General features: G+C 69.3%; 22 protein-coding genes, 1 tRNA gene and 2 pseudogenes. 11 read left to right on the top strand and 14 right to left on the bottom strand.

What is annotated here, in order from left to right; translation table 11 throughout:
- Nucleotide 1: 1 nt before the first annotated feature.
- The 9 genes from adhP to OG562_RS44665 all read right to left on the bottom strand — a co-directional run bounded on the left by adhP (nucleotide 2) and on the right by OG562_RS44665 (nucleotide 10,881).
- Nucleotides 2–1,024 carry an alcohol dehydrogenase AdhP gene (gene adhP / locus OG562_RS44705; RefSeq protein WP_266408540.1) on the bottom strand — a complete coding sequence of 341 codons (1,023 nt, stop codon included), beginning with the start codon at nucleotides 1,022–1,024 and terminating at the stop codon, nucleotides 2–4.
- A gap of 89 nt (nucleotides 1,025–1,113) precedes the next feature.
- A complete protein-coding gene (locus tag OG562_RS44700; RefSeq protein WP_266408538.1) occupies nucleotides 1,114–2,019 on the bottom strand; it encodes a universal stress protein in 906 nt (301 codons plus the stop codon).
- A 166-nt stretch (nucleotides 2,020–2,185) separates the two neighbouring features.
- On the bottom strand, nucleotides 2,186–2,815 hold the full coding sequence (locus OG562_RS44695; RefSeq protein WP_266408536.1) for a hypothetical protein: 630 nt from the start codon (nucleotides 2,813–2,815) through the stop codon (nucleotides 2,186–2,188).
- A gap of 201 nt (nucleotides 2,816–3,016) precedes the next feature.
- The gene (gene pflA, locus OG562_RS44690; RefSeq protein ID WP_266408534.1) at nucleotides 3,017–3,751 is read right to left on the bottom strand and encodes a pyruvate formate-lyase-activating protein; all 735 of its coding nucleotides are present in this window, start codon (nucleotides 3,749–3,751) and stop codon (nucleotides 3,017–3,019) included.
- Between the two features lie 5 nt (nucleotides 3,752–3,756).
- Nucleotides 3,757–6,015, bottom strand: a complete 2,259-nt coding sequence (gene pflB, locus OG562_RS44685) for a formate C-acetyltransferase (protein ID WP_266408532.1) — start codon at nucleotides 6,013–6,015, stop codon at nucleotides 3,757–3,759.
- 182 nt (nucleotides 6,016–6,197) lie between these two features.
- Nucleotides 6,198–7,121 (bottom strand): carbamate kinase, encoded by a 924-nt coding sequence (locus OG562_RS44680; RefSeq protein WP_266408529.1) that lies wholly within the window; start codon nucleotides 7,119–7,121, stop codon nucleotides 6,198–6,200.
- Nucleotides 7,122–7,125: 4 nt separating this feature from the next.
- Nucleotides 7,126–8,127: an ornithine carbamoyltransferase gene (argF, locus tag OG562_RS44675; protein WP_266408527.1), complete on the bottom strand. Its 1,002-nt coding sequence runs from the start codon at nucleotides 8,125–8,127 to the stop codon at nucleotides 7,126–7,128.
- A gap of 19 nt (nucleotides 8,128–8,146) precedes the next feature.
- Nucleotides 8,147–9,361, bottom strand: a complete 1,215-nt coding sequence (locus OG562_RS44670) for an arginine deiminase (protein ID WP_266408524.1) — start codon at nucleotides 9,359–9,361, stop codon at nucleotides 8,147–8,149.
- Between the two features lie 29 nt (nucleotides 9,362–9,390).
- The gene (locus tag OG562_RS44665) at nucleotides 9,391–10,881 is read right to left on the bottom strand and encodes an APC family permease (protein WP_266408522.1); all 1,491 of its coding nucleotides are present in this window, start codon (nucleotides 10,879–10,881) and stop codon (nucleotides 9,391–9,393) included.
- A 375-nt stretch (nucleotides 10,882–11,256) separates the two neighbouring features.
- Between OG562_RS44665 and OG562_RS44660 the strand changes: the two genes are divergently transcribed.
- The 3 genes from OG562_RS44660 to OG562_RS44650 all read left to right on the top strand — a co-directional run bounded on the left by OG562_RS44660 (nucleotide 11,257) and on the right by OG562_RS44650 (nucleotide 13,301).
- A complete protein-coding gene (locus OG562_RS44660) occupies nucleotides 11,257–11,727 on the top strand; it encodes a cyclic nucleotide-binding domain-containing protein (RefSeq protein WP_266408520.1) in 471 nt (156 codons plus the stop codon).
- Between the two features lie 30 nt (nucleotides 11,728–11,757).
- Complete coding sequence (locus OG562_RS44655) at nucleotides 11,758–12,450, top strand: CBS domain-containing protein (RefSeq protein WP_266408517.1); 693 nt, start codon at nucleotides 11,758–11,760, stop codon at nucleotides 12,448–12,450.
- A gap of 149 nt (nucleotides 12,451–12,599) precedes the next feature.
- Entirely contained in the window at nucleotides 12,600–13,301 is a 702-nt protein-coding gene (locus OG562_RS44650) for a response regulator transcription factor (RefSeq protein WP_266408515.1), read from the top strand.
- A gap of 165 nt (nucleotides 13,302–13,466) precedes the next feature.
- Here OG562_RS44650 and OG562_RS44645 read toward each other — a convergent pair whose 3' ends face one another.
- Nucleotides 13,467–13,895 carry a VOC family protein gene (locus OG562_RS44645; RefSeq protein WP_266408512.1) on the bottom strand — a complete coding sequence of 143 codons (429 nt, stop codon included), beginning with the start codon at nucleotides 13,893–13,895 and terminating at the stop codon, nucleotides 13,467–13,469.
- A 1,111-nt stretch (nucleotides 13,896–15,006) separates the two neighbouring features.
- Between OG562_RS44645 and chvE the strand changes: the two genes are divergently transcribed.
- The 6 genes and pseudogenes from chvE (at nucleotide 15,007) to OG562_RS44615 (ending at nucleotide 20,429) form a co-directional block, all read left to right on the top strand.
- Complete coding sequence (gene chvE / locus OG562_RS44640) at nucleotides 15,007–16,104, top strand: multiple monosaccharide ABC transporter substrate-binding protein (protein WP_266408511.1); 1,098 nt, start codon at nucleotides 15,007–15,009, stop codon at nucleotides 16,102–16,104.
- 1,202 nt (nucleotides 16,105–17,306) lie between these two features.
- Nucleotides 17,307–17,909 (top strand): peptidoglycan-binding protein, encoded by a 603-nt coding sequence (locus OG562_RS44635; RefSeq protein WP_266408510.1) that lies wholly within the window; start codon nucleotides 17,307–17,309, stop codon nucleotides 17,907–17,909.
- 261 nt (nucleotides 17,910–18,170) lie between these two features.
- Entirely contained in the window at nucleotides 18,171–18,863 is a 693-nt protein-coding gene (locus OG562_RS44630; RefSeq protein ID WP_266408508.1) for a transglycosylase SLT domain-containing protein, read from the top strand.
- Nucleotides 18,864–18,892: 29 nt separating this feature from the next.
- Nucleotides 18,893–19,129 (top strand): annotated as a pseudogene (locus OG562_RS44625) (peptidoglycan-binding protein); the annotation flags it as partial.
- Nucleotides 19,127–19,528, top strand: coding sequence for a M23 family metallopeptidase (locus OG562_RS44620; RefSeq protein WP_323187677.1), 402 nt, complete (start codon nucleotides 19,127–19,129; stop codon nucleotides 19,526–19,528). The pseudogene OG562_RS44625 and the gene OG562_RS44620, both read left to right, overlap by 3 nt.
- A 496-nt stretch (nucleotides 19,529–20,024) precedes the next feature.
- Nucleotides 20,025–20,429, top strand: a complete 405-nt coding sequence (locus OG562_RS44615) for a hypothetical protein (RefSeq protein ID WP_266408506.1) — start codon at nucleotides 20,025–20,027, stop codon at nucleotides 20,427–20,429.
- Between the two features lie 29 nt (nucleotides 20,430–20,458).
- Here the strand turns inward: OG562_RS44615 and OG562_RS44610 are convergent.
- Nucleotides 20,459–20,629: pseudogene (locus tag OG562_RS44610) on the bottom strand (IS630 family transposase); the annotation flags it as partial.
- A 255-nt stretch (nucleotides 20,630–20,884) separates the two neighbouring features.
- Between OG562_RS44610 and OG562_RS44605 the strand changes: the two are divergent.
- Nucleotides 20,885–21,319: a VOC family protein gene (locus tag OG562_RS44605; RefSeq protein WP_266408502.1), complete on the top strand. Its 435-nt coding sequence runs from the start codon at nucleotides 20,885–20,887 to the stop codon at nucleotides 21,317–21,319.
- 99 nt (nucleotides 21,320–21,418) lie between these two features.
- Here the strand turns inward: OG562_RS44605 and OG562_RS44600 are convergent.
- Nucleotides 21,419–21,493 (bottom strand) — tRNA-Met (locus OG562_RS44600).
- Between the two features lie 62 nt (nucleotides 21,494–21,555).
- Nucleotides 21,556–22,101, bottom strand: a complete 546-nt coding sequence (locus tag OG562_RS44595; protein ID WP_266408500.1) for a hypothetical protein — start codon at nucleotides 22,099–22,101, stop codon at nucleotides 21,556–21,558.
- Nucleotides 22,102–22,281: 180 nt separating this feature from the next.
- Here OG562_RS44595 and OG562_RS44590 point away from each other — a divergent pair, with 180 nt between their 5' ends.
- Nucleotides 22,282–22,596 carry a hypothetical protein gene (locus OG562_RS44590; RefSeq protein ID WP_266408498.1) on the top strand — a complete coding sequence of 105 codons (315 nt, stop codon included), beginning with the start codon at nucleotides 22,282–22,284 and terminating at the stop codon, nucleotides 22,594–22,596.
- Between the two features lie 41 nt (nucleotides 22,597–22,637).
- Here the strand turns inward: OG562_RS44590 and OG562_RS44585 are convergent, their stop codons facing one another.
- Nucleotides 22,638–24,116, bottom strand: coding sequence for a HupE/UreJ family protein (locus OG562_RS44585; RefSeq protein ID WP_266408496.1), 1,479 nt, complete (start codon nucleotides 24,114–24,116; stop codon nucleotides 22,638–22,640).
- Between the last annotated feature and the right edge of the window lie 102 nt (nucleotides 24,117–24,218).

Raw genomic sequence — 24,218 nt, 5'->3', positions numbered from 1 at the left:
CTCACCGTCCCGTGTCCAGGTCGAAGACGATCCGGGCCTTGACCTCGCCGCGCAGCACCTCGTCGATGGAGTCGTTGACGGAGGCGAGCGGGCGGGCCTCGTAGATGACCTTGGTGCGGCCGGCCGCGTGCAGCTGGAAGACCTCGGCGAGGTCCTGCCGGGTGCCGACGATCGAGCCGATCACCGAGGTGCCGTTCAGGACGGTGTCGAAGATGGGCACCCGGACCGTGCCGTGTGCGGGCAGGGCCACCATGACCAGCTTGCCGCCGCGCCGCAGCCCGGCGTTGACGGCCTCGAAGGCCGCGTCGTTCACCGCGAGCGCGATGGCCGCGTGGGCGCCGCCGTGCCGCTTGAGCACCTCGCCGACGTTCTCCTTGCGGGCGTCGATGACGATGTCCGCGCCGAGTTCGGCGGCCAGCTCGAGCTTCTCGTCGGTGACGTCGATCGCGGCCACCGTGGCTCCGGCGATCTTCGCGTACTGCACGGCGAGGTGGCCGAGGCCGCCGACGCCGGAGATCGCGACTAGCTGCGTGGGCTTGACGTCGGCGACTTTGAGTGCCTTGTACGTCGTCACGCCCGCGCAGGTCAGCGGGGCGGCCTCCAGGGCGGTGATCCCGTCGGGCACGGGCTGCGCGAAGTCGGCCCAGGCCACCATCTTTTCGGCGTACCCGCCGTCGCAGCCGTAGCCGGTGTTGACCTGCTGCTCGCACAGCGTCTCCCAGCCGGACAGGCAGTGCTCGCACCGCCCGCACGCCTTGCCGAGCCACGGGACGGCGACCCGCTGCCCGACGGACAGGTGGGTGACGCCCTCGCCGAGCGCCTCCACCAGGCCGACGCCCTCGTGTCCGGGGACGAACGGCGGGTTCGGCTTGACCGGCCAGTCGCCGTGGGCCGCATGGATGTCGGTGTGGCACAGCCCGGACGCCTCCACCCGGACGCGGACCTGGCCGGGGCCGGGCTCGGGGTCGGGGCGCTCCTCGATGACCAGGGGCTCGCCGAACGCTCGTACGACCGCTGCCTTCATGGGTCTCTTCTCCTCGGGAGTGATCGGGGGTGATCGAAGGTGATGGGGTGTGATGGGGGGGGTGATGGGGCGGGGTGACGGCGGGTGGGTCAGCCGTGGGGGACGACGGCGACGGGGGCGGTGGAGTGGTGCAGGACGGCGTGCGTGACATGGCCGATGTGGGCGCCGAACGAGCTGCGGCGGATGCGCCGGCCCACGACGACGAGGGAGGCCTCGCGGGAGGCGTCCACGACCTCGACGGCCGCGCTTCCGTAGCGGGACTCCTCGACGACCTCGACGTCCGGGTACTTCTGCCGCCAGGGTCGCAGCGCCTCGGTCAGCGCCTGGGCGTCGCCGAGGGCCAGTGCCTGGTGCAGGGCGGGGTTGACGGGCATGCCGTAGGCGTAATAGGGCGGCGGGTTCCAGCCGTGGACGACCCTCAGGGACGTCGCGCGGCGCTCGGCGGCGTCGAAGGCGAACTCGATCAGCGTCTCGTCCGGGTGCTCGACGTCGAGTCCGAGGATCACGGGCCGGAAGGGCGTCGCGGCGGAGGGAACCCCCGCCGGGTCCAACTCGTGCTCGTCGGCCGCCGCTTCCAGCGCACGGACCAGTACGACGGGGCGGTCCGCGTGCGCGACGGCGGACAGGCTCACGGAGCCGACCATGAACCCGCTGATTCCGCCGAGGCCGCGGGAGCCCAGGACGAGCAGCTCGGCGCTCTTCGCCGCCTCGGCGAGGACGTCGCCGGGGTGTCCGGAGAGCTGCTCGCTGATCACCTCGACGTCCGGGTGGCGCAGGCCGATGCCCTCCGCCGCTTCCCGGGGAATCCGCTCGGTCCAGTGCTGCTGGGTCTCGCCTCCCAGGAGAGGCGCCTGAGCCATCGGCTCCGGGACCGGCTCCCAGACGTGGACGATCTTCAGCGGCAGGTCGCGCAGCTTCGCTTCGCGAGCCGCCCATTCCGCGGCGGCCCGGCTCTCGGACGAGCCGTCGAGGCCTACGGTGATGGTGCGGAGCATGGTCTCCACCTCCTGGGGCGAGGGATCCCGGGGCAGGGGATCCGATTCCAGAGTCGTCTTCTCGGGGTTCCTCGGGCAGGGGCCACTGGTCCCGACTTGGGCCCGACCGACCCCTGCCCGGCTCGGCGCGGCGGGCCGGGTGACCGGCCCACCGCGGCGGCGGTGCTCAGCGCAGCCAGTCGTGGTCGCGGACGAACGGCAGCCTGGCCCAGAGCCGCCCCGCGCCCAGGGTGTCGCCGGCGGCGGCAGCGGCCAGGACGATCAGGGCGACGGCGTAGATCAGGTGGTAGTCGACGAACGGGTTCGGCGACATGCTCGCCGAGCCGTCCGAGAGGTGCTTGGCCGGCGGCCACTCGGCGATCCACATCAGCGCCATCATCATGGTCCCGGCGACGGCGGCGAGCCGCAGCGCGACCCCCGCGACCAGGGCGAGGCCGATTCCGAGCAGACCGAGCATGAACAGCCGGTCGGCCCACAGGTCACCGGCCCAGGAGTGGAAGGTGGACTCCATGGGTCCGGCGGCGACGGAGCCGAGGAAGCCCTTCGTCGGCGAGCCGCCGTCGATCCAGCCCTTGCCGGACGGGGTGGCGTAGCCCAAGCCGAAGGTCTTGTCGAGGAAGGCCCACAGGAACACGAACCCGGTGAGCAGACGCAGGGAGGCGAAGGCGTAGGCCCGCGGGGTGCTCGTGCCGGCGTGTGCCGACACGGCGGACTCGGGGGCGGAGGCGGTCCGGCGCCTGCGCAGCGACGGCAGGTGGAAGCCGGAGCTCCGGCGAGGGTGCTCGTGCACGGCCATGGTCGTGGTTCCCTTCGAGGGGTCGGGACGTTGCCTGACGTCGCTTACTCTCGCCCCGTGCGCCGGGCGGCGACGGATGCCGAAGGTCTACGACCATGGGGCTGAACGGCCCTGTCTCCAGGGGCTGTTGGACTCGGTGCGGCACGGCGGCACCCGGACGTCGCCGGTGTGACCGTGGCCGCGTACCGCGGGGGCCGCCCGTCAGTAGGCGGGCACGCCCTGCTCCCTGAAGCGTTCACGGACGCTGTCGATCAGGGCCGGGCCGGGAACGGGGGTGTCGCGCAGCGGGAAGGGGATGCCCAGGGCCTCGTACTTCGAGGCGCCGAGCTTGTGGAAGGGCAGCACGTCGACCCGCTCGACCGTGCCGAGACCCGCGACGAAGCCGGCCAGGGCGTCCACGCCCCGCGGGTCGTCGGTCCAGCCGGGGACCAGCACGTAGCGGATCCACGTCGGGACGCCGAGGCGGTCGAGGCGGGTCGCGAAGCTGAGCGTGGGGGCGAGCCGCCCGCCGGTCAGCTTCCGGTAGACGTCGATGTCGAAGGACTTGACGTCCAGCAGGACCAGGTCGGTGTCGGCGAGGAGTTCGTCCGTGGCCCGCGCGCCGAGGAAGCCGGACGTGTCCAGGGCCGTGTGCAGTCCGGCCTCCTTGCAGCGGCGCAGCACCTCACCGGTGAAGGCCGACTGGAGCAGGGGCTCTCCCCCGGTGACCGTCACCCCGCCGCCGGCGGTGGTGACGAAGGCGCGGTACTTCTCGATCTCCGCCATCACCTCGTCCACCGTCGCCTCCCGGCCGTCGCGCATGTGCCAGGTGTCGGGGTTGGCGCAGTACAGACAACGCAGGGGGCAGCCGCTGAGGAAGAGGACGAACCGGGTCCCGGGACCGTCCACGCCGGTGGACAGGTCCCAGGAGTGGATCCGCCCGGTCGACGCTGTCATGGCCTTCACAGCGTTCCGTGGAAGGTGCGGCTGATCACGTCGAGCTGCTGCTCGCGGGTCAGGCGGACGAAGTTGACGGCGTATCCCGACACCCGGATGGTCAGGTCGGGGTACTTCTCCGGGTGCTCCATCGCATCCTCGAGGGTGGCGCGGTCGAGCACGTTGACGTTCATGTGGAAGCCGCCGGCCGCCATGTAGGCGTCGAGGATGCCGACCAGGTGCCCCGCGCGTTCCCGGGGGGCGTGCCCGAGCCCCTCCGGGGTGATGGTGGTGGTCAGCGAGATGCCGTCGCGGGCCTGCTGGTAGGGCAGCTTGGCGACCGACAGCGCGGAGGCGGCCACGCCGTGCCGGTCACGGCCGTTCATCGGGTTGGCGCCGGGGGCGAAGGGCTGTCCGGCGCGGCGGCCGTCGGGGGTGTTGCCGGTGTGCTTGCCGTAGACGACGTTCGAGGTGATGGTCAGCACCGACTGGGTGTGTTCGGCGTCCCGGTAGGCGGGGTGCCGGCGGACCTTGGCCATGAAGGTCTCCACCAGGCCGACGGCGAGGGCGTCCGCGCGGTCGTCGTTGTTCCCGTACGCCGGGAACTCGCCCTCGGTCCGGAAGTCGACGGCCAGCCCGGTCGCGTCCCGGAACACCTTCACCCGGGCGTGCTTGACGGCGGACAGGCTGTCGGCGGCGACCGACAGTCCTGCGATGCCGCAGGCCATGAAGCGGTGGACGGGGTGGTCGTGCAGGGCCATCTCGATGCGTTCGTAGGCGTACTTGTCGTGCATGTAGTGGATGACGTTGAGCGTGTTGACGTACGTCTCCGCCAGCCAGTCCAGGACGCGGTCGTAGGCCGCCGCCAGCTCCTCGTAGTCCAGGTACTCGCCCGTCAGCGGGGGCATCGCGGGAGTGACCTGGTCGCCGGTCATCTCGTCCCGGCCGCCGTTGACCGCGTACAGCAGCGCCTTCGCCAGGTTCACCCGGGCCCCGAAGAACTGCATCTGCCTGCCCACCGCCATGGCGGAGACGCAGCAGGCGATCGCGGCGTCGTCGCCGTTGCAGGGGCGGATCAGTTCGTCGGACTCGTACTGGACGGCGCTGGTGTCGATGGACACCTGGGCGCAGAACTCCTTGAAGCCGGCGGGCAGCCGGGGCGACCAGAGCACGGTGAGGTTGGGCTCGGGGGCGGGGCCGAGGTTGTAGAGGGTCTGCAGGAAGCGGAAGGAGGTGCGGCTGACCAGCGGGCGGCCGTCGTCGCCGATGCCGCCGATGGACTCGGTGACCCAGGTGGGGTCGCCGGAGAACAGGGCGTCGTACTCGGGGGTGCGCAGGAACCGGACGATGCGCAGCTTGATCACGAAGTCGTCGATCAGTTCCTGGGCGCCGGACTCGTCGACGATCCCCTCGTCCAGGTCCCGCTGGAGGTAGACGTCGAGGAAGGTCGAAGTGCGGCCCAGGGACATCGCGGCGCCGTTCTGCTCCTTCACCGCGGCGAGGTAGCCCAGGTAGAGCCACTGCACGGCCTCGCGCGCGGTGACCGCGGGGCGCGAGACGTCGCAGCCGTAGGTCGCCGCCATGCGGGTCAGCTCGCCCAGTGCCTTGATCTGCTCGGCGAGCTCCTCCCGGTCGCGGATGACGTGCTCGGTGGACGGCCGGGCGTCCAGCAGGGCCTTCTCCGCGCGCTTGGCCTCGATCAGGCGGTCGGTGCCGTAGAGGGCGACGCGCCGGTAGTCGCCGATGATCCGGCCACGGCCGTAGGCGTCGGGCAGCCCGGTGATGACGCCTACCTTGCGGGCGGTCCGCATCGTGGGCGTGTACGCGTCGAAGACGCCGTCGTTGTGGGTCTTGCGGTAGGTCCCGAAGACCTCGCTGACGAACGGGTCGGGTTCGTAGCCGTACGCCTTCAGGCCGTTCTCCACCATGCGCAGCCCGCCGCCTGGCATGATCGCCCGCTTCAGCGGGGCGTCCGTCTGGAGACCGACGATCAGTTCGCGGTCGCGGTCGATCCAGCCGGGGGCGTGCGAGGTGATCGTCGACGGGGTCGCGGCGTCCACGTCGAGGATGCCGCGCGCCCGCTCCTGCGGGAACAGCGAGCTGACCTTCTCCCAGACGGCCCGGGTGCGGTCCGTGGCGCCGGTCAGGAAGGACGCGTCACCCTCGTACGGGGTGTAGTTGGCCTGGATGAAGTCGCGTACGTCGATCAGCTCACGCCAGCGGGCCCCGGCGAAGCCTCGCCAGGCCGGGGTGACCCGGTCGCCGACTGTCACGGTTGCGGTCATCGCCGTTCCTCTTCTCGGTCCGTGTGCCTCGGTTCCTGCCCTGCCCTTCGATGCTTGTCGTTCGTGATCGGCACGGGGAGTGCCGGGCAGCGCCCGCCGGCGGGCCGTCCGGCCCCGGGGCGGGGGCCGGACGGCCCCCGGCCGCTCCCCGCTCCCCGCTCCCCGCTCCCCGCTCCCCGCTGTCAGCCGGCCGTGAGGTCCGGGCGGACCAGGGTGCCCGACCGGCCGTGCACGATCTCGTAGGCCGCGTCCAGGGCTCCGATCGCGGCGAGCCCTCCGGTCCGTTCGACGAACCGGGCGGCGGCCTCGGCCTTGGGCCCCATGGAGCCCTCGGGGAAACCCCTGCGGCGCAGCTCGGCGGGGGTGGCGTCGAGGACGGGCCGCTGGGCGGGACTCCCGTAGTCCTGGTACACGCACGGGACGTCGGTGAGGATCAGCAGGAAGTCGGCCTTCAGGTCCTCGGCGAGCAGGGCGGCCGTCAGGTCCTTGTCGATGACGGCCTCCACTCCGGTCAGCGCGCCGCTGTCGTCGTCCGCCGTGACGGGGACGCCTCCGCCGCCCCCACAGATCACCAGGGTGCCGCTGTTCAGCAGCTCGTGGACGGTGTCGGTCTCCAGGATCCGTTCCGGCGCCGGAGAGGGGACGACTCGGCGCCAGCCGGTGGTGTCCTGCGCGATGTGCCAGCCGCGCTTGCGGGCGAGGGCGCCGGCCACCTCCCGGGGGTAGACCTGGCCGACGAACTTGGCGGGCCGGGCGAACGCCGGGTCGTCGGCCCGTACGACGGTGTGGGTGACGAGGGTGGCGATGCGGCGGCCCGGCAGGGCGTCGTGCAGGGTGCAGGCCAGCAGGGAGCCGATCATGCCCTGGGTCTGGGCGCCGAGCAGATGAAGGGGGTAGGGGGCGCTGAGCGCGGGGTCGGCGGCGCTCTCCAGGGCGAGCAGGCCGATCTGGGGGCCGTTGCCGTGGGTGAGGACGATCTCGTGCTCGTGGGCCAGTGCGGCCAGAGCGGTGGCGACCCGGTCGATGTTGGCCTGCTGGACGGCGGCGTCGGGGCGTTCGCCGCGGCGCAGCAGGGCGTTGCCGCCGAGGGCGACGACGATGCGCATGGCTTCAGTCCTCCAGGGTGGCGACGAGCACGGCCTTGATGGTGTGCAGCCGGTTCTCGGCCTGGTCGAAGACGATCGACGCCGGTGAGGAGAAGACGTCGTCGGTGACTTCGAGTCCGTCCAGGCCGTAGGCGTCGAAGAGGTCGTTCCCGAGGCGGGTGCCGCGGTCGTGCAGGGCCGGCAGACAGTGCATGAACCTCACGTCCGGGTTGCCGGTCGCGGCCAGCGTCTTGTCGTTCACCTGGTACGGCAGCAGCAGCTCGATCCGCGCCCGCCAGGTGTCGGCGGGCTCGCCCATGGAGACCCAGACGTCGGTGTGCAGGAAGTCTGCGCCGCGTACGGCGGTCTCGACGTCCTCGGTGAGGGTGATCCGGGCGCCGCTGCGTTCGGCCAGTTCCCGGCATGTGGCGACCAGCGCGGGGTCGGGCCACAGCGGGGCGGGGGCGGCGATGCGGACGTCCATGCCGAGCAGGGCTCCCATGGACAGCAGGGAGTTGCCCATGTTGTTGCGGGCGTCGCCGAGGTAGCAGTAGGCGATCTCGGGCAGGGGCCTGGGGCTGTGCTCGTGCATGGTGAGGACGTCGCACAGGCTCTGGGTGGGGTGCGCGGTGTCGGTCAGGCCGTTGTAGACGGGCACGCCGGAGTGGGCGGCGAGTGCGGCGACCAGGGACTGGGCGGAGCCGCGGTACTCGATGGCGTCGAACATGCGGCCCAGTACGCGGGCGGTGTCGGCGATGGACTCCTTGGCGCCGATGTGGGTGTCGCCGGGGCCCAGGTAGGTGGTGGCGGCGCCCTGGTCGGCGGCGGCCGCCTCGAAGGCGCAGCGGGTGCGGGTGGAGGTCTTCTCGAAGATCAGCGCGAGGTTTCGGCCGGTCAGCCGGGGCTGCTCGGCGCCGGCGCGCTTGGCGGCCTTGAGGGTGGCGGCCAGGTCGAGGAGGTGGTGGATCTCGGCGGCGGTGAAGTCGAGTTCGCTCAGGTAGGAGCGGCCTCGCAGGTCGACGGTCATGATGGTTCCCCTTGGGGGTTCAGGCGGCCGGGTCGCGTTCGACGGGACAGCTCATGCAGCGCGGTCCGCCGCGTCCGCGGCCGAGTTCGGCGCCGGCGACGGTGACGATCTCGATGCCCTGCTTGCGCAGGTAGGTGTTGGTGGTGACGTTGCGCTCGTAGCCGACGACGACGCCCGGGGCGACGGCGAGGAAGTTGCTGCCGTCGTCCCACTGCTCGCGTTCGGCGTTGCGGATGTCCTGCGGGGCGGAGAGCATCCGGACCTTGTCGAGGTCGAGGGCTTCGGCCAGGGAAGTGGCGAGGTCGGAGTCCGGGGCGACGTCGAAGCCGCACGCGCGGGCGCCGCTGGGCGTGAGCGTCCAGGAGCGCAGGGAGTCGGCCAGGCCCGGGTAGATGACGAAGGTGTCGTGGTCGACCATCGTCAGCACGGTGTCGAGGTGCATATAGGCGCGGGCGGCGGGGAGTTGGACGGCGACCAGCCGGTTGGCCGTGCCGTCGGCGAAGAGGCGGGCGGCGAGGTTCTCCACGGCCTGTGCGGTGGTGCGCTCCCCCATGCCGACCATGACGGCGCCGTTGCCGAGGACGTGGACGTCACCGCCTTCCAGGGTGCCCGACGAGACGTCGAGGATCGGCGCGGGAGCGACGCCCGCGAACATCGGGTGGAAGCGGTAGACGGCCTCGGCGTGCAGACTCTCGCGCCGCCGGGCCGACTTGGCCATCGGGTTGACCGACAGCCTGTCGTACACCCAGCAGGAGTTGTCGCGCGGGAAGAGGTGGTTGGGCAGCGGGGCGAGGGCGAAGTCCTCGGCGTCGAGCGCGTTCCAGACCAGGCTGTGCGGGGTGGCGAGCGGCAGGTCGCTCTTGAGAAGCCCGCCGATGAGGTGTCCGGCGAGGGTCTCCCCGTCCAGCTCGGCGCAGAGTGCGCGCACCGGGTCGATCAGTGCGGGTCCGACGGTGGCCGGGGTGATCACCCGGTCGAGCAGCCAGTCGCGGGCCTCGTCGCCGTCGAGCGTCTGGGCGAGCAGGTCGGCGAAGTAGTGCACGCGGGCGCCGTGGTCGCGCAGCACCTGGGCGAAGGCGTCGTGTTCCTCGCGGGCGCGCTTGGCCCACAGGATGTCGTCGAAGAGGAGGGCGTCGACGTTGCGCGGGGTGAGGCGGGAGAGTTCGATGCCGGGGCGGTGCAGGATGACCTGGCGCAGGCGGCCGACCTCGGAGTCGACGTGGAAGGTGTTCATGGCGTGGTCTCGTCCTCTGCGTGAAGTGGTCAGTCCTGGTGACGGTGGGCGTTGTGCTTGCGTGGACCGCCGACGCGGTTGGTGCCCAGTCCACGGGAGAGCCGCTTGGGCGGCGCCGGCGTCTCGGGGGCGCGCTCCTCGCGCGGAACGGGGATCACCGCGACCGGGTCGTCGCCGTACCGGCCCTGGCCCCGCTTCAGCCACACGTAGACCGGCACGCCGAGCAGCAGCACGAACAGTCCGTAGTAGACGGTCTGGTAGCCGCTGCCCTGGATCGACCAGTAGGAGAAGGCCAGCGCCAGAGCGGCGACGGTGACGTCGCGGGCCAGGCGCCGCGGGCTCAGGGTCTCCCGGCCGCGCACCAGCAGCCAGTACAGCTGGGCGGCGGCGGAGAACAGGTACGGGATCACCGCGGTGAGGACGCTCAGCAGCACGATCTTCGTGAAGACGTCCTCGAAGCGGGTGTAGCTGAACACGGTGATCAGCGAGGCCAGCACGGTGGAGGCGATGACGCCGAAGGCCGGGACGCCGCTCGGTCCGCGCAGCTTCGCGAAGGCGTCGGGGAAGAGACCGTCGCGGGCGGCGGCGTACGGCATCTCGGCGCACAGCATGGTCCAGCCGTTGAGGGCGCCGATGCCCGAGATGATCGCGGCGACGGCCACGACGTCTCCCGCCCAGGCGCCGCCGAAGATGTTGTTCGCGGAGTCGGTGAACGGTGCGACGGTGTGGCCCAGCGCCCCGTGCGAGACGGTGCCGAAGACCGCGAGCGTGCCCAGGATGTAGAGGACGGCGCACAGGAGCGTGCCGTACACGGTGGCGCGCGGCACGTTGCGCTCCGGCTCGCGCACCCGGCCGGCGACCACCGAGGCGGCCTCCAGGCCGAGGTAGCTGAACAGGGCGATGGCGGCCGCGGCGGAGATCGCGCCGGGCGCCGACTGACCACTGGCGTTGAAGGCGCCGAAGTTGTCCGGGTCGATGAAGAACAGCCCGATGGTCGCCATGAAGACGAGGGGCACGAACTTCAGCACGGTGGTGATCACCTGGAACGAGCCGATGTTACGGACGCCGGTGAGGTTGATCGCGGCGGCCGCCCAGAGCCCGCCGAGGGCGATGCTCATGGATATCCACGTCTTGTGACCCGTGTTGACGAACACCTCGACGTAGCCGACCCAGGCCACCGCGATCGCCGCGTTGCCGGCCCACGCGGTGATCCAGTACGACCAGGCGTTCAGGAATCCCGCGAACTCGCCGAACGCCTCCCGGGCGTAGACGTACGGCCCGCCGCTCGCCGGAACCCGCTTCGACAGGGCCCCGAAGGTCAGCGCGAGCGCCAGCGCTCCCAGGGTCACGACGACGAAGGCGACCAGTGAGATGGGCCCGTAGGGGGCGAGGGCGGAGGGGAGCGCGAAGATTCCGGTGCCGATGACGGTGCCGATCACGAGCGAGGACGCGGCCGGGAGTCCGAGTGCCGTCTTGGGCTCGGGCACCGCTCGGTCACCAGCCGCTGAAGTCCTGGGCATGGCTGTGCTCCTTGTGCAAGTCGCTGAGAATGAGTCGATCCGCGAACGAATGCTTCTGCGCCACGCCGGATCAGGGCAGCGGCCACTCGGGCCCGCGGAGGTTCCCGAAGGTCCCGGACCGGGAGGTCCGTGCAGCCCCAACTCGTCCTGGGCGCAGGCTGAGTGGCGCCTCCACGAGGTTTTGCCGACGTCCGGACTTCGGGCAGACGGACCGAAGGTGCAGTGGTCAGGAGGCGATCCGCCGCTGCGCCGCGCCGAAAACTCCCCTTCGGTACCGAATGGACCGATCACTGGACCGGGTGGCCCATGGCCCGTCCCGGAGGCCCGGCACACGCTGGAGGTGCACGTCCCCGCACCTCGTCCCGGAGGCACGCCATGAACGCTTCCCCCGTCCCCACCCCCAGCATGCTGCGCGCACTGTCCGCCGAACACCGCCGGCGGCTCATGCGCGTCGCCCGGGAGGTGTCCATCCCCCAAGGGACACGCCTCTTCGAGGAAGGCGGGCGCGCAGACCGCTTCTGGATCATCCGCACCGGCACGATCGAGCTCGACATGCACGTGCCGGGCCGTCGGGCGGCCGTCATCGAGAAGCTCGGGCACAACGAACTGGTCGGCTGGTCCTGGCTCTTCACCCCGCGCGTCTGGCACCTGGGCGCCGAGGCGACCACACCGGTGCGGGCCTACGAGTTCGACGCCACGGCCGTCCGGTCCATGTGCCAGGACGACCCGGCCCTGGGCAACGACGTCGCCCGGTGGGTCGGCGAGGTGCTGGCCCACCGTCTGCGCTCGTCCAGGACCCGCCTCCTGGACCTGTACGCCCCTTACGGCGCCGACAGCACCGTCTGACCCGGTCGAACGAACGACGAAGGAGTGGCCATGCACACACCGCACATCGTCAGCGATGTCATGACCCACACGGTCGCCGCAGTCGGCCGCGAGGCGACCTTCAAGGAGATCGTGCAGCTGATGCAGGACTGGAAGATCAGCGCCCTGCCCGTCATCGAGGGCGAGGGCCGTGTCGTCGGCGTCGTCTCCGAGGCGGACCTCCTGCCCAAGGAGGAGTTCCGCGACAGCGACCCCGACCGGTACACACAGCTGCGCCGCCTGTCCGACCTGGCGAAGGCCGGCGCGGTCACCGCGGAGGAACTCATGACCTCCCCCGCCCTCACCGTCCACCCGGACGCCACGCTGGCCCAGGCCGCCCGGACCATGGCACGGGCGAAGGTCAAGCGACTCCCCGTGGTCGACGCCGTGGGCCTGCTCGAAGGCGTCGTCAGCCGTGCCGACCTGCTCAAGGTCTTCCTCCGCACCGACGAGGAGATCGCCGAGGAGGTACGGCGCGAGATCGTGTCCTACCTGTTCCCCATGCCGCGATCGAGCGTGCGCGTCGAGGTGCGGAACGGCGTCGTGAAACTCGTCGGCCCGGTCCGGGACACCTCCCTGGTGCCGGTGGCGGCACGGCTGGTCCGCGCGGTCGAAGGAGTCGTGGACGTGGACTTCGACCTCACCCGACACGGCCGGCCGAAGGGCGCGCCCGCGGACGGCGCCGAGAACGTCGACTCCGCATGAACGCGCCCGGACCAGGTGTCGGACCCCTCAGGGCGGCCGCCTCCGAGCGAGTGGGGCCGGTCGGCCCTAGTACATTCGGTCCCGGCGAGTGATGATCGGAATCACGGGCAGGTCGCAGCCTGTCCTCCGTCGGGGAACGAGGGGTCACCATGTCAGAGCCGCGCACCTTCAGCGAGCAGAACCCGATCCGGGTGTTCCTGCTGGACGACCACGAGGTCGTCCGCCGTGGCCTGGCCGACCTGCTCGACTCCGAGCCGGACATCAAGGTGATCGGCGACGCCGGCACCGTCGACCACGCGCTCGCGCGAGGCCCCGCGCTGCGCCCCGACGTGGCCGTCCTCGACGTACGTCTGCCGGACGGCGACGGCATCTCGGTCTGCCGGGAACTGCGCAGCCAGATGCCGGAACTGGCCTGTCTGATGCTGACCTCGTTCGACGACGAGGAGGCCCTGCTCGACGCGATCATGGCCGGCGCCTCCGGCTACGTCCTCAAGCAGATCAAGGGGTCCGACCTCGTCTCGGCGGTGCGGACGGTGGCCTCCGGCCAGTCGATGCTGGACCCCGCGACCACGGCCCGCCTGATGCGCTCGCTGCGGGCCGATCCCGTGCAGAGCCCTTCCGTGCCGTCCGAGCTGGCGAGCCTGTCACCGCGTGAGAGGGACATCCTGGCCCTGATCGGCGACGGGCTGACCAACCGGGAGATCGGCAAGAAGCTCTACCTGTCGGAGAAGACCGTCAAGAACCACATCTCCCGCCTCCTGGCCAAGCTGGGCGTGCAGCGCCGGGTCCAGGCCGCCGTCCTCGCCTCTCATCTGGAGCAGCCGGAGACGGGCGAACACCGAGCCAGGTGACGAGGGACGAGCCGGTCGGCCCGCCCGACGAGCCCGACGGCTTCCGCTTCGATTCCCAGGGCCGCCCGGCTGCACAATCTCACCCTCACGGGACGACTCCCGCCCCGTACGGGAACAGCGAGGTCCAAGGGAGGCGGCTGCCCACCCCTCCAGCTCGGAGAATGCTCAGTCGATACAGAACTCGTTGCCCTCGATGTCGAGCATCGGGATGCACGAATCATTGCCGTCATACAGCGTTCGCACGTGCACCGCGCCGAGCGGGACCAGTCGCGCGCATTCGGCCTCAAGTGCGGCGAGGCGCTCTTCACCCACGAGCCCGGTGCCGACCCGCACATCGAGATGCAGCCGGTTCTTCGCGGTCTTCCCTTCGGGGACGCGCTGGAAGTACAGGCGCGGGCCCACACCTGAGGGATCACTGCAGGAAAACCATGAATCCCGCTCCTCAGGTGGCTGCGAGCACTTGAAGTCGTCCCAAGTGGCAAACCCCTCCGGGGGCGGCGGTACGACGTACCCCAACACCTCGCACCAGAAACGAGCGAGGCGCTCAGGTTCTGCGCAGTCAAAGGTGACCTGAAACTTCTTGATCTCTGACATCGGCGCAACATACCAGGGAGACTCTGCCGCTCGTTTCCCCAAGTGGATCCGCCCGCACCCCGTCGCAATCCGGCCCGTCCTGGAAACCTGGCGGATCAAACCGGACAGCCCCACGAGAACGACGCGACCCGTCCCTCTCTCCCCTGGGACAGCGCAGCCTCTTGGCGCAGGTGGTGTCCGGTCACGCGAAGGGCCCTCGCATGCGGCCGCGCGCACGAACCGCGCGAGCCCTTCCGACTCGTCGAGCCCAGCGACATCGGGAAGCCCTTTCACACAGCGAGTTCACAGCGCGGAGCGACGTGCCCCTGCGCTGCTCCACTCGGTCACTCCACTCGGTCTGGTCATACCGTTGACCAGCGAAAAAGGCAGAAGTCCCGCCGGGTTCCCCGGTGTCGCGGCTAAGGTTCCACCAGAGACAGAAAGCGATCTCCGTCACCTTCTGGAACCGTTTCTGTTCGCACCGTTGACACCACGGACACCCCCTTCTATCGTCGCGCCACCATTCCGACAGCGTGACGATATTTCGAACAGCTGAAAGGCAAGTGCCCTGCGCACCCCCGAAAACAGTACATACACGGCAGGAGCGCCTCGGTGCGGCCTGACGTATGTACAGGTGCGCACCGGCGGCGCGATCCCGAGAGCCGACAAGGCCCGGGCGCAGGGCCGAACCACCGCACCGATCGTCGAACTGCGGGGCGCCGAGACGCGCGAGCAACGACCTGAGCGACTCGCCACGCGCCCTGACCGCCTGTCAGTTCCGCGCGATCCTCCGCCGGTTCACTGTCCCTGAGCGTGCGAGCCAGGCTCCCGACGGTCTCGCTCGCCGACCGCGTGCGGATCCACGAGGACGGCGAGCACATCGGCCGCCGGGCGTACCGCTCCACCGGATGTCCGGCCCGTCCAGGGCGATCCCCCGCACGGCATCCTCACGGGACCAGCCCACCAAGCCACCGGGCCGGACACCGAGCGCAAGCGGACACGGACGGCGCGTCCCACCCGCCGACTGCCCGCCCGCCCCACTCGCCAACTGCCCTGCCCGGCCCACCGGTTCTCACCGACATCTGATCCGCCGCCATCCTCTCAACGACGAGAAGAACGAGGAACGATCCCCATGCGCAACCGAAGAGCCGCTCTCGCTGCCACCGCCGGAGCCACCTCTCTCGCCCTCACCCTGACCGCCTGCGGCCAGGACCTGGGGGGCAGCTCCAAGGACAGCGCCAAGGGCGACACCATCGGCATCGCCATGCCGACCCAGGCCTCCGAGCGCTGGCTCACGGACGGCAAGAGCGTCGTCGACGACCTGAAGGCCGACGGCTACAAGACGAAGCTGGTCTACGGCCAGGACAGCCCGAAAACCCAGGTCTCACAGATCGAGGCCCTGATCAAGCAGGGCGTCGACGCGCTGATCATCGCGGCCATCGACAACAAGTCGCTGAACGGCGTTCTCCAGAAGGCCGCCGACGCGGACATACCGGTGATCTCCTACGACCGCCTCATCCTCGGCACCGAGAACGTCGACTACTACGTCTCCTTCGACAACGAGCAGGTCGGCCGGCTCCAGGCCCGTTACATCGTCGAAAAGCTCGGCCTGGAGGACGGCGCGGGCCCGTTCAACATCGAGCTGTTCGCCGGCTCCCCCGACGACAACAACACCAAGTACTTCTTCGACGGCGCGATGCACCTCCTCCAGCCGTACATCGACTCCAAGCAGTTGGTGGTCCGGTCCGGCCAGACCGAGCTCAAGCAGGTCACCACCCTGCGCTGGGACGGGCCCACGGCGAAGAAGCGCATGGACGGCATCCTCGACACGTCGTACGGCGGCAGAACGGTCGACGCGGTCCTGTCGCCGTACGACGGCATCTCCATCGGCGTCCTGAACGCGCTGAAGGAGGACGGCTACGGCACCGGCAGCAAGCGCCTTCCGATCATCACCGGTCAGGACGCCGAACTGGCCTCGGTGAAGTCGATCATCGCAGGTGAGCAGTCGCAGACCGTCTACAAGGACCTCCGCCAGCTCGCCGGGATGGCCGCGGAGATGGCCGACAACATACTCAACGACAGGACGCCGAGGGTGAACAACAGAAGGGCCTACAACAACGGCGTCAAGGCCGTCCCCGCCTACCTGCTGCAACCGGCGACCGTCGACAAGACCAACTACGAGTTGGTCCTGGTCGCAGGCGGCTACTACACCGACGCCGAGCTCAAGTAACGGCCCGAGCGCGACGGACCCGCTCGCCGCGATCCCGGCGGCGTGCGGATCGCCGACAGGGGCGGATCGGGTGTCTCGCTGTGCACTCGGCTGGAGGCGTGAATGTGGATTCGACCATGGTGCGGCGTCGTCCAGGCGCTGTTCCCCACGTCCTTCAGCCATGCCACGATCGCCCGCGCGAAAGACCGGCGCACACCGGGGACAGGGTTGAAGACGCGGATGTCCGGCGGGACGCTGGGCAACCGCCGGAGCTCGGGGCCGCGCCGTTCACAGGGCGGCAGGTCAGGTCCCCGAGCCCGGGCAACTGGCCGACGCCGAGGGGGTGTTCCTCCCACAGAGCGCGGAGCACCCAGTGCCAGGCGTGCGGTCCGAGGTCCCTGCGCCGCAGCCGCAGCACACCCTCGACCGACCGTCGGGGTCGGGGCCGTCCCCACAGGGACATTGTCGCCGGATCAGGTCCTGGTGCCGGGGCACATGTTGCCGCCCTCAGCGATGACGGCTCCTGCGCCGAGTCGGAGCGTGATCCGCGCGGCTTCGCTCGGGCTCTGGGCGATCTGGAGGGCCGGCCGGCATGTGCGACATCCCGTGAGTCCCCCTGAGCCCCGCCGAGTCCCCACTTCCTGGTCCTTGAGCTGCGGCACAAGGCCGAACTCCACCCGCCGACCGGCCGGGTGGACTTGTGCCCGATCGACGAGATGAGCCGGGCACGCGGAGCCGAGGATGCCCAGCTGCGGATCCCGCCGACCGGACGGCAAGGGCCACATCCGGAAAACCGCTTCCTGTAGCCTTCCCCGTTTGCTCAAGACCCCCATCAGACGCATCGTGGAAAGAGGGAAAGGCCCGCTGCGCGGCCCCTTGTTCGCCCAGCGTCCGCTTCCCCAGCTCACCCTTGCTGCATCCCACGGCCATGTGCGGTGCGAGGAGCAAAGGATCCCACCATGCCTGATCCATGGATGCCCCAAGCTCTCAAGGCGGACGTCGGGGACCACGCCCCATGTGACCCCGAATTCCCCGCACGGGCGATCGCGCACATCACGGCGGACAAGAAGGCCACCGCCGAGGCGCCCCTGGATCTGATCCCCTTCGCCAATCTCAGGGGTTTCTTCACCGGCAGCGGTAAGGGCCGCGCTCCGCACATCCTCTGGGATCCCTTCACAGGGGCGTTCGTCCAGTTCTTCCCTGCCACTTCCCGCAGTAGAGCCGTGTTCGACGCGGACGGTGGTGTTCGTACCAACCGGACTGGCAAAGTCGTCATCCAGATCGAGGCCTTGTTCTTCCCGCACTGTCGCGTCACCGGAGAGGTGTTCGCAAAACTGGTGGACACCCCTTGCCGGGGCTGGGACGTTCTGAGCGCATGGATCGGCTCCTGGGGCGTACCGGAGGTCTGGCCCATGGGCCGGCCGACTTCCCTGTCCCGCAACACGTGTCCGACCGAGACGTGGAGGTCGCAGGGCGGGTGGTACGCCCATGCCCACGTCCCGGAGAACGACCATGTCGACCCCGGTTCCTGGCCGGCGTTCGTGTCACAGCCGCCTGGGCCGTCCCCTGTCGGGCAGTTCGAGCCGTTCCCTGGTGCGTCGTTCTTCCAGACGGGACGCACATCGCCCGCCATCGCGGGAATGCACGACCGGCTCGTCGCCGAAGACTGCGACCGCTACACGTCCAGCGCCCATATCGACGTGTGGGGACCGGGCGATGTGAGGTCCTACACCGCCTGGCAGCAGAAGCTGGGTCTCGAGGGCAGCGCTGCCGACGGCATCCCCGGCCGGTTCAGCTGGGACAGGCTGCGTGTCCCCAAGGTCTGAGTCTTCCCGCCTGGCGCGGAATCCATGACGGCAGGGGGAGTTGGCCGCTATGACGGAGAAGCGTCGCCGCGGTTGACGGCGGAGCTCGCGCGGTGTGTGGCGAGGACTCCACAGTCGACCGCATTGACGGACTGATCCTCCGAGGACTCGCATATCAGCACGCTGCCGAGTTTGCGCGCGACTCCCATCGGGCGCATGGTGGAACCAAGGGCGACTGTGGAGGCTCACTCCTAACCGGCCTCCTACGGTCGAGGAGGCACGATGGTCACTCTTTCCAACGTGCGGTTCGGCAAGCGCAACGAAGACGTCAAGGCCACTCAAGCCGCACTCATCGCAGTCGGAATAAGTATCCCCGCAGGCGCCACCGGATTCTTTGGCGAGCAGACGAAATCGGCCTACGCGGCATGGCAGCACATGCTGGGGTTCACCGGCTCGGCTGCTGATGGATTTCCCGGCTGTTCCTCACTGGCAGAACTCGGCGCCAGAGCCGGGTTCGTCGTGGACTGCCGCCATCCCGGGGCCATCACCAAGAGTACGGTGCGCTTCTCGGAGAACTCGGGAGTGGCCGTGGCCGAGGCCACGGCCCGCGCGTTCGCCGAGCAGGCATGCGACAGGACCGGCGCACCGAGAAGCTGGGCGACGGGCGTCAGCAACGGGGCGAGCCTGTTGACCCTCATATGCCGCGAGTCGTCCTTCAAACCGAACGCCGTGAACCAGGACGACATAAACGCAACGGGCCCTGTTCAATCGGACGGCGCCAAGCTCAACTGCTCACGCGGCTACGCCCAGGTGATTCCCGACACCTTCGCGGCGAACCATCAGGCGGGCACGTCCCACCAAATCTACGATCCGGTGGCGAACATAGCGGCGGCGATCAACTACATCTGGCGCCGTTACGGTGACATCTCACGTGTTCAACAGGCGAACCCGCATCGTGATCCGGCCCCTTACTGAAAGGAGGGAGGGCTATGCCTGCGCTGGCGCCATTCCCAGGATCGGCATTCTTCCACAAAGGACAACGTAGCCCCGTCATCGCCGCGATGGGCAAACGCCTGGTGGCGGAAAAGTGCGGGAAGTACCGGACAGGTCCTGGTCCCGAGTGGACCGATGTCGATCAACAGTCGTACGCCGCTTGGCAGCTCAAGATCGGGTTCAAGGGGGCTGACGCCAACGGGATTCCCGGCAAGACCTCTTGGGACCGACTCCACGTCCCGGAAGTGCATCCGCCCAAACCTCCTGGTACCCGCGTCACGTCTCCTGTACCGGGACACGGGGTCACGACCCCCTACCGGAAGAAGGGACCCCACTGGTCCCTGGGCTATCACACCGGCGCAGACTACGCCGCTCCGGAGGGCGAGCAATGTCTCGCGGTCCTCAGCGGTTCCATAGCCCGCACCGGGCATGACCCCAGTTTCGGCAACTTCCTCGTGCTACGCGCCAACGGATTCGACTTCTGGTACTGCCACCTCTCCAAGCGAACCGTGAACGGGGGTTCAGTCAAAGCCGGCCAAAAGGTCGGAGAAGTCGGCTCCACCGGCAATGCCACCGGCCCCCATCTTCACTTCGAGAAACGCCTGGCCGGCGGCGGCTTCGGATCCGACATGAAACCCAACTGGTAGCCGGGATACGGATCGTCCTCGCATGCTGACCATATCTCCAAGACGGTCAGGGCCTGGCGGGGTTGCGGGGGCTGATGGGATCGGCAGGCTGTCGTCGGGAAACGCGGCGAGGGCCGTGGCCGTGGCCGCGGTCCGTTCCGTTCCGTTCCGTTCCGTTCCGTTCCGTTCCGTTCCGGACCGGTGGGTAACCTCTTGGAGGCATCGACATCGGTTCCCCCCTGCGAACGCACGACACAACAGCGGCTAGAGAGCTTCAACGGCTGGGGTTACGGAGGTTGGGGCGAGTCTGGTACTGATGACGAGGGTGTGGAGCCAAGATCGGCCTGCTGCCGCAGTCGAGCACAGACGAGCCCGTAGGCGCTGCGGAAGCCGTCAATCTGGAAGGCCGGCATTAAGGCTGCTGAGCGCTGCCACCGTTGCCTACGACTTCCTCGGTAGCGTGGTCGGCGGCAGCGTCGGCAGGGGCGCATGGGACGGGATCGAGGATCGGTAGCAGATGAGGACCTGGCTGGAGGGGCTGTTCAGAAAGGGGCGGATCCCCACCGCGGATGAGACCCCGCTGGAGAGCCGGGCGGAGATCTCGCCCGAGGAACGGGCGGTTCTGCTCGTCGGAATCCTCGACGACCCCGCGGCGCGCGAGGACGAAAAGTCCGACGCGGCTATGGACCTGGAGTTTTTCTCCGGCCCGCTCGTCGAATCGTGCCTGATCCGGATCATCCGCGCCGAGGGGTTCACCAGTGTGCTGGCCCAGGAGTGTGCGGAGTCCCTCGGCGGGATCTGGGCCAGGACCGGCCGGGTGGACCTGGCCTTCATGGCGGAGCTGCGGGGTGCGGCGAAGGACGAGGTCTTCGGCATCCTCGGCGCCCGCGCCCCGCACCTGCTGCCCCCTAGCGCCCTCTAGCGTCCTCTAGAGATCTTCAATGGCTGAGGCTACGGCGGTTGGAAGTCGAGGCCGGTCTTGGCGATGAGGCCGTCGATGAGGCCGGGTCGGTACTGCATCCGTTTAAGCCGGGTCTTCACCAGCGCGGTGAGGTGGTCGAGGCTGTGTTCGGTGAGGTTGGCCAGGGACCGTTTCAGGTGTGACCAGACGCCTGCAACGGGCACCGCCGTGCCCCTTGGAGACCAGGGACTGCCGACCGCCCGAAGCCAACGCCCGACGCCAGCGGTTGGCCGACACACGCGTCACCCTGAACCGCCGGGCCACCTCCCGGTCACTGGCCCCGCCCTCGATCAGGCCGGCGGCCGCCAACCGGACCGCTCACGCCGAGCCCGATCTCTAGCAGAAGCCGTCCTCCCGACAACATGGGGATCCACACCGGGAAATGAGCAACAGAGTCCCCCTGCTAGGGTGCGCCGATGTCATCGATCAAGCAGTTCCAAGTCACCTTCGACTGCGCAGAACCTGAGCGCGTCGCCCGCTTTTGGTGCGAGGTCTTGGGATACGTCGTACCGCCGCCACCGGAGGGGTTTGCCACGTGGGACGATTTCGATCGCTCTCTGCCGCCTGAGCGGCAGGGCTCAGCGTTCACCTGCAGTGACCCCTCAGGCGTGGGCCCGCGGCTGTACTTCCAGCGCGTCCCCGAAGGGAAGGTCGTCAAGAATCGGGTGCATCTTGACGTGCGGGTCGGCACCGGGCTCGTTGGGGAAGAGCGCCTCGCCACGCTCGAAGCCGAGTGCGCGCGACTGGTCGCGCTCGGCGCGATACGCGAGCGCGTGCTGCTTGCCGATGACCACAATGAGTCGTGCATCGTGATGCAGGACATCGAGGGCAACGAGTTCTGTCTCGACTGAGCATCCTCCGAGACGCCGCCGTCGAGGCCTTGCGCTGGGCTGAGGCGTATCTGCTTCCGGCTGCCGCCGATATGGGTGTCGGCGGGAGCCGGATCTTCGTAGCGGGGGCGGGATTTGAACCACGCGACCTCTGGGTTATGAGCCCAGCGAGCTACCGAGCTGCTCCACCCCGCGTCGGCGTCCCCACCGTACGCCACGAAACGCGACACGTGCAGCGATTTACCGGGCTCCCGCGGCTACCAGCTGTGCGCCACATCCACCACCAGCCGGTCGGGCAGCACCAGCACCCGGAACGGCAGCCTGGCTCGGACGCCGAGTCCGATATGGGTCCCTCCGTCGTAGTGGCCGCCGAACTTTGCGTCCCGGAAGGTCCGGTAGCCGCTGAAGTCGAGTCCCGGCAGCGGATCCGCGAGCCCGACGTGGTACTGCGCGTCGTCGACCGGCGCGGTGAACTCGATCTCGATGACCGCCCCTCCCGCGACCGGGATGCCGGTCTGGGACGGGGGATGGGCGAAACCGGGGACGTACTGGACCCAGTACAAGGCCGGGTCGGACGTCGTCATGCCCGGAACATCGAAGACCATCCGGTCGTAGCAGTCGTGCCGGCCGGTTCTGACGTCCGTGAGGGAACCGGTCATCGCCAGCGATCCCGGCGCCGCCTTCGCCATACTCCCCCAGCCCGTCTCGCAAGCCGTGGTCTGCGCGGCGGCGGCAGTCGACGCGGCGCCTCCTCCCGTCAGTACCAGTGCCAGTGCTGCCAGCGCCGTTGCCCAGCGTCTCATCGGCGAGCAACTCCCTTCCGTTTCCTGCGTATTGCGCATCTATGCCAGGTGAGACAAAGAGGGAGGCAAAACGGTTGGAGACGACGACCGTCACGTTTCGGACATTCCTGCCTGGCTGCCGGCCGTCGCAGACCGTGATCTACTTCCGGTCATGATGCCGATCGACGAGAGGTCGAAGTCATGACCACTCATTGCTGCGAGGCGATGACCAGCCACCTCAGCGTGCACTGTGACCAGCACGACGACGCCTTCGTCTGTCCGGACTCACTGATCGGCTTCAGCGCCAAGTTTCAGGAGTACGGGCTGATCATCCATGATGGCGGCACGTCGAGCATCACCATCGACTTCTGTCCCTGGTGCGGACGGCATCTCCCGAAGTCACAGCGGGACCGTTGGTTCGACGAGCTGGAGCGTCGAGGAATCGACCCGTCGGAGGACGAGGTGCCTGCCGAGTTCCAGGACGACCGCTGGGTCGCCTCCCTGCATCAGGAGTGACGGAGCGACAGCACCTCGGGCCACTTCCCAGACGCGCCTTCTCAGCGGTCATGTGGTTCCCCGGAGTCTTCGTGATCAGCGTCGACGGTGCCGACCCGGACTGCCCGGCGTCGTGCTTGATCGTGAAGTGACTGCCCGTTGGAGTGTGCGGGGTGAGCCGGCCTTCTTCTTTCGATGCGCCGCGAGAAGGTCTCGTTCCCGGCTGCGGCCCGCCGCTCCCGCGTGAGGCCAGGGTCTGCAGCCGCGGTGCGGCCATGTCCATCGGTGTTCAGCACTCCTGTCGTGTGCAGCAGCCTTCGGTCGCGGCGGTAGAGGGCGCCCATCCGGAGTACGGAGAGTGCAGCGGTGCCGATGAGGACGACGAACAGCTGGGATGTGTGGGACCCGGCGCTGTCCGCGGCGCGGGCCATCGGGTTGGGCATGCCGATGCGGTCGAGCAGCCAGCCGAGGGCGGCGGCTGCGGTCAGCGCCGCGCAGGCGCAGCGCACGACGGAGTGCCTGGGCAGCCGGGAGAGGAGGAGCAGGCTCGGCAGGGCGAGGAGAACGAGCAGGAGTTGCATCCCCTCGATGCCGAGATTGAATCCCAAGAGGCTGAGGGCGAGTTGGGCGGTGGAGAGGTTCATCTCGGCGAGGGTGAGGGAGAACGCCAGGCCGTGCCCGAGACCGAAGACCCCGGCGACGACGGCCTCGCGCCCTGGGAAGAGGGGCCGTATCGCATGGGCGGCGCCGACAAGGATGCTGACGGCGATGAACGCTTCGACCGGCTGGGCCGGGATGTCGAGGCGACCGAAGGCGCTCAGGGCGAGCGCCAGGGAATGCCCGATGGTGAAGGCGAGGGTGGTGCGGGCGATGCGGTTGATGGAGGTCCGGGCGCCGACCGTCCCTCGCCAACGGTTCCCAGCCGCGCGCAGTGGCGCGGGCAGGAGGAGGATGAGCAGGAAGAGCAGATGATCGGTGCCTTCGAGGATGTGGGTGGCGCCGAGCCGGAACATGGTGAAGGTCCCGTTCCAGACGCTTCCGCTCTCCAGGTTGATGGTGAGAGCCGGGACCGCCATGCTGCGGACGTCGATGCGGACGACTCCCACCTGGGTGGCGGCGTCCTGTTCCTCGGACACTCGGCCCGTGGCCCAGTCCTGACGGACGGAGATCAGGGCGATGTGGGTGACGACCTGGTGGACGATGGCGTCGTAGTCGAGGACGAAGTGGCGCGGGTCCCCGCCGGAAGGCGGGGTGAGCGTGGCCTGGACGGTCAGTTCGCGGTACGTACCGGTGGAGGTCTGCCGCGTCCGGTCCAGTGTGATCTCGCCGAAGGTGACGTCCCATGCCTTGCCCCGGACGGTCGTGGGGTGCAGATGGGCGGCCAGGTAGCGGCGGATCGCGGTGGTCTTCGCCGACAGCTCGACGGCGGTGGCGTCGGTCAGGTCGATTGCGCTCGCCCGGGAGAAATCGTCCACCGGGAGTTCCAGTTCGGCGCTCACCGACGTCTCGTGCACGTCGAGCAGGAGCACAGAGTGAGGCATGGGATGTGCAGCGGCCGGCGGCGCCGCCAGGAGCAGCGCCGCCAGTACCGCCACCGCGACCCCTGCCATCATGCGCAGTGCTGATGCCAATGAGATCGGCAG

Source organism: Streptomyces sp. NBC_01275, from assembly GCF_026340655.1.
Classification (GTDB): domain Bacteria; phylum Actinomycetota; class Actinomycetes; order Streptomycetales; family Streptomycetaceae; genus Streptomyces.
The sequence above is the reverse complement of the archived record's forward strand: the minus strand, read 5'-3'. Positions and strand labels throughout refer to the sequence as shown.

Coding starts and splice junctions, on each gene's coding strand:
- adhP (WP_266408540.1), bottom strand. CDS start 1,024: ATGAAGGCAGCGGTCGTACGAGCGTTCGGCGAGCCCCTGGTCATCGAG.
- OG562_RS44700 (WP_266408538.1), bottom strand. CDS start 2,019: ATGCTCCGCACCATCACCGTAGGCCTCGACGGCTCGTCCGAGAGCCGG.
- OG562_RS44695 (WP_266408536.1), bottom strand. CDS start 2,815: ATGGCCGTGCACGAGCACCCTCGCCGGAGCTCCGGCTTCCACCTGCCG.
- pflA (WP_266408534.1), bottom strand. CDS start 3,751: ATGACAGCGTCGACCGGGCGGATCCACTCCTGGGACCTGTCCACCGGC.
- pflB (WP_266408532.1), bottom strand. CDS start 6,015: ATGACCGCAACCGTGACAGTCGGCGACCGGGTCACCCCGGCCTGGCGA.
- OG562_RS44680 (WP_266408529.1), bottom strand. CDS start 7,121: ATGCGCATCGTCGTCGCCCTCGGCGGCAACGCCCTGCTGCGCCGCGGC.
- argF (WP_266408527.1), bottom strand. CDS start 8,127: ATGACCGTCGACCTGCGAGGCCGCTCCTACCTGAGCGAACTCGACTTC.
- OG562_RS44670 (WP_266408524.1), bottom strand. CDS start 9,361: ATGAACACCTTCCACGTCGACTCCGAGGTCGGCCGCCTGCGCCAGGTC.
- OG562_RS44665 (WP_266408522.1), bottom strand. CDS start 10,881: ATGCCCAGGACTTCAGCGGCTGGTGACCGAGCGGTGCCCGAGCCCAAG.
- OG562_RS44660 (WP_266408520.1), top strand. CDS start 11,257: ATGAACGCTTCCCCCGTCCCCACCCCCAGCATGCTGCGCGCACTGTCC.
- OG562_RS44655 (WP_266408517.1), top strand. CDS start 11,758: ATGCACACACCGCACATCGTCAGCGATGTCATGACCCACACGGTCGCC.
- OG562_RS44650 (WP_266408515.1), top strand. CDS start 12,600: ATGTCAGAGCCGCGCACCTTCAGCGAGCAGAACCCGATCCGGGTGTTC.
- OG562_RS44645 (WP_266408512.1), bottom strand. CDS start 13,895: ATGTCAGAGATCAAGAAGTTTCAGGTCACCTTTGACTGCGCAGAACCT.
- chvE (WP_266408511.1), top strand. CDS start 15,007: ATGCGCAACCGAAGAGCCGCTCTCGCTGCCACCGCCGGAGCCACCTCT.
- OG562_RS44630 (WP_266408508.1), top strand. CDS start 18,171: ATGGTCACTCTTTCCAACGTGCGGTTCGGCAAGCGCAACGAAGACGTC.
- OG562_RS44615 (WP_266408506.1), top strand. CDS start 20,025: ATGAGGACCTGGCTGGAGGGGCTGTTCAGAAAGGGGCGGATCCCCACC.
- OG562_RS44605 (WP_266408502.1), top strand. CDS start 20,885: ATGTCATCGATCAAGCAGTTCCAAGTCACCTTCGACTGCGCAGAACCT.
- OG562_RS44595 (WP_266408500.1), bottom strand. CDS start 22,101: ATGAGACGCTGGGCAACGGCGCTGGCAGCACTGGCACTGGTACTGACG.
- OG562_RS44590 (WP_266408498.1), top strand. CDS start 22,282: ATGACCACTCATTGCTGCGAGGCGATGACCAGCCACCTCAGCGTGCAC.
- OG562_RS44585 (WP_266408496.1), bottom strand. CDS start 24,116: ATGCCTCACTCTGTGCTCCTGCTCGACGTGCACGAGACGTCGGTGAGC.